Origin of the sequence: Paucihalobacter sp. (genome assembly GCF_036825875.1) — a bacterium.
In the GTDB taxonomy this organism is placed as follows: Bacteria; Bacteroidota; Bacteroidia; order Flavobacteriales; family Flavobacteriaceae; genus Paucihalobacter.
In genome coordinates, this window is the sequence record NZ_DAISXK010000085.1 from 1 (window position 1) to 3,713 (window position 3,713).

The 3,713-nt window shown below is 36.6% G+C and carries 4 protein-coding genes; all 4 read right to left on the reverse strand.

Annotated features, from left to right (window positions below):
* The coding region (locus V7Z48_RS13475; RefSeq protein WP_334114143.1) for a sugar nucleotidyltransferase at nt 1–861 on the reverse strand (861 nt) is incomplete at its 3' end.
* A 136-nt stretch (nt 862–997) separates the two neighbouring features.
* On the reverse strand, nt 998–1,432 hold the full coding sequence (dut, locus tag V7Z48_RS13480) for a dUTP diphosphatase (protein WP_334114144.1): 435 nt from the start codon (nt 1,430–1,432) through the stop codon (nt 998–1,000).
* A gap of 11 nt (nt 1,433–1,443) precedes the next feature.
* Nucleotides 1,444–2,904: an oligosaccharide flippase family protein gene (locus V7Z48_RS13485; RefSeq protein WP_334114145.1), complete on the reverse strand. Its 1,461-nt coding sequence runs from the start codon at nt 2,902–2,904 to the stop codon at nt 1,444–1,446.
* Nucleotides 2,905–3,131: 227 nt separating this feature from the next.
* The gene (locus V7Z48_RS13490) at nt 3,132–3,692 is read right to left on the reverse strand and encodes a hypothetical protein (RefSeq protein ID WP_334114147.1); all 561 of its coding nucleotides are present in this window, start codon (nt 3,690–3,692) and stop codon (nt 3,132–3,134) included.
* Nucleotides 3,693–3,713 lie beyond the last annotated feature (21 nt).

A 3,713-nucleotide genomic window follows, 5' to 3' on the forward strand; every position in this document is an offset into this window, starting at 1 on the left:
AGCTCCAATAGATACATATGGCCCAACGGTGCTATTTTTTATATGAACATTTTCACCTATAAAACATGGCTCAATAATATTAGCATTTTCTTTGACTAAACTTTTAGAAATAAGTTGCTCTTCGGCATCTTGGGTAATAAAATCTAGCATTTTTCCGTTGGTTTCGAGCGTAACGTTTTTGTTACCGCAATCCATCCATTCGTCAACCGTTCCGGTTTTAAAAATGCGTCCTTCGGCCATCATGCGTTTGATACCGTCGTTAATTTGATACTCGCCGCCGTTGGTAATGTTTTCGTCTAAAACTTCCTGAAGTTTGCCTTTTAAAACAGCCACATCTTTAAAATAGTAGATGCCAATAACTGCTTGGTTAGACACAAAGGTAGTTGGCTTTTCAACTAACTCCACAATGTTTTGCTGTTCGTTAAGTTTTACCACACCAAAAGCTTCGGGGTTTTCCACTTCTTTGGTCCAAATAACCGCGTCAGCTTCTGGATTTAAATTGAATGTCGCGCGAATCAATGTATCGGCATAAGCAATTACTGCCGGGCCGGAAAGCGAAGGTTTGGCGCACATAATGGCATGCCCGGTGCCGAGTGGTTGATCTTGACGATAAATACTGGCTTTGGCACCGAGCGATTGGGCTAACTGGGTTAAACTATTTACCACATCGTCTCCAAAAAATGCAGGATCGCCTAGAACGAAGGCTATTTCTTCAATAGGTTGTTTTAAAACTTTTACAATGTCTTTGACCAAACGGTGTACAATTGGTTGTCCGGCCACCGGAATTAGCGGTTTTGGAATGGTTAACGTGTGTGGTCTTAATCTGGAGCCGCGTCCGGCCATGGGTACTATTATTTTCATCGAAAAACTCGTTTTTCGTTTCCACGCAAGTGGAAATCTATTTTGTTATTTAAATTCATTTATGATTCGGTTCTTAAAAACACCCCTAAAGTCTCCTCAAGGGGACAATTCGATATCATCAATCCTGATTCTTCTTTCATTTAAATCCCGTACTTCCAAATCCGCCCTCACCACGATCGGTATCTGAAAGCGTTTCTACTTCAATCCATTCGGCGCGCTCATGTTTGGCGATAACCAATTGTGCAATGCGTTCACCATTTTCTATGGTGAAAGGCTCGTTGGACAAATTTACAAGAATTACACCGACTTCGCCACGATAGTCGGCATCGATTGTTCCAGGTGCGTTTAATACCGTGATGCCCTTTTTAGCCGCGAGGCCACTGCGAGGCCTTACTTGTGCTTCGTAACCTATAGGTAGTTCAAGATACAAACCTGTTTTAACGATAGTGCGCTCTAAAGGTTGTAAGGTGATTGATGCCTCTAAAAAGGCGCGTAAATCCATACCAGCTGAGGCTTCTGTTTCGTAATTTGGGATGGGATGATTGGATTTATTGATGAGTTTTATGTTCATATTTTTAATACTTATCGTTTAAGAATTTGACGAATGATGGTTTTTTCTGAATAAATTACAATGCTCAAAAATACAATTAACATTGCAATTCCTAATGTGTAATTGGTTCGGTATAAATAAAAAGAGGTGAAAGACAAGGCAATTGACAATGCCAAATACAAACCAATTTTCTTTAAATTATATGGAATGGGATAGTATTTCCTTCCGAAGTAATAAGACAACATCATCATTAATGCATAAGCCGAAAGTGTTGCAATGGCCGAACCTCTGTAGCTCATAATTGGAATTAACCAAAAGTTCAATGCCAGTGTTACCAATGCGCCAACAACCGAAATATAGGCGCCAAATTTGGTTCTGTCGGTGATTTTGTACCATACAGATAGGTTGTGATAAATCCCTAGACAAAAGTTTGCTAAAAGAATAAACGGTACAATCCACATGGCTTCCCAGTAGGCTTCACTTCTTATGATAATGGGTTTTAAAATATCCGCAAAAACTACAACCGACAACAAAATAACCGCGCCAAAAGCGACAAATAACTCCAAAATTTTGGCATAATTCTTTTGTGGATTTTGAGTGTTGGCATGGCTAAAAAAAAACGGTTCAATGCCTAATCTATAGGCGGTTGCGAATAACGTCATAAACAGTGCTAACTTATAACACGCGGAGTACATTCCTATTTCGGTTTTTGCAATATCTGCAGGTAATAAATAATCGAGTAAAATTCTGTCGAAAGTTTCATTTATAGAAAACGCTACCCCTGCAATTAGCACGGGAATGGCATACTTCATCATTTGTTTCCACAAGTTGGTGTTGAAGTTGAAATTCAGTTTAAAATAGAAGGGTAACATCAATAATAAAGTTACCAAACTTGCAATGAGGTTGGCGATAAAGATATAATTGACTTCAAAATTGGGTTTATATATAGCTTGAAAAATACCAGAATTGGCAGCTAAATCTTTCAGCATTAATAAGAAGAATAAATTTAAGCCAATATTAATTGCTACATTTAAAATTTTGATTATCGCATATTTCATGGGTTGCTGTGTGGCGCGTAACCAAGCAAATGGAATGATGACCAAGGCATCGAGTAGTAAAATCCAAATCACCAAATTGATGTAACTCACATCAAGATTGATGAAATTGGCAATGGCGTTTTGAAAAAATAATGCAATAACTACAAAACCCAGAGTAGATAGTATTAAAGAAATAGTGCTAGTACTGATTACTGATTCTTTATTGGCTTCTTTGTTGTAAAATCTAAAAAAGGCGGTTTCCATGCCGTATGCCAAAACCACATTAAACAACACGAAATAGGAGAAAATAATAGTGACTTTACCGTATTCTGCCACTGAAGCTAGAACACCTTCTGTTGTATATAGCGGGACCAGCAAAAAACTGAGCATACGCGGCAGAACTGTGGCCAGACCATATATTGCCGTTTGTTTAAAAAGTGATTTAAGTGCGCTCAAGCTTACTTTTTTGTTTGCTAAAAGTAGTTATTCTAATAGAGTTTAGCAAAGCAAAATGTGCTTAGGTTTTTCTGGATGTTGTCTTGAAAATATTAGCTGTAAACTCTCGGGCTCTCAAAAAAACGTAAAAAGAAAGGATGACAAGGTATTGTGTAACTGAACCCTTTCAGGGTATTGACCACTAAAAGGGTTTAGAATCAAAATTAAACATACAAATTGAAGGTGTGTTAGTTTTTTGTTATAAGGTTCTTTAAATCTTGTATTTCTTTCTTTATAGTTTTAATTATTAAGAAAACGATAACCATAAAAAACACAATACCAGAAATAATAATATAGGTGTAAAAGCCCGCGGAAAGATTTTCTTTAAAACTCGGCAATAAAATTACAAAGCCAACTATATATAATGCCAAAATAATTGGTGTTGCAACATAATGGATTCTTATCCTGTTCTTATAATGCTTTGTAAGTTTCTGCTTAAATGCCAATGTGCTAAGTGTTACATTTAAAGACCTTAAAGATGAACTGCTATAAAGTTCTAATACAACTCTAACTGTTAGTGAAGCGATCATTAAAGAAAGTCCGAGCATTACCACCGAAACCTTATAAGCCGATATATAAAAGAAAAAGGCGATTAAAACAACTACTGTTATAGAAAGTATAACCGTAGTATAAAGTTGATTTAATTTTAAATTCTTCACCTTGGCTTTTACTTTAATTGCGCCGTCAGTTGGTGTTTTCGGATCATTTTGATTAGTCCATGATGATTTAATATTTTCAAATGTTGTCATGTTGAATGCATTTTAAAAGTT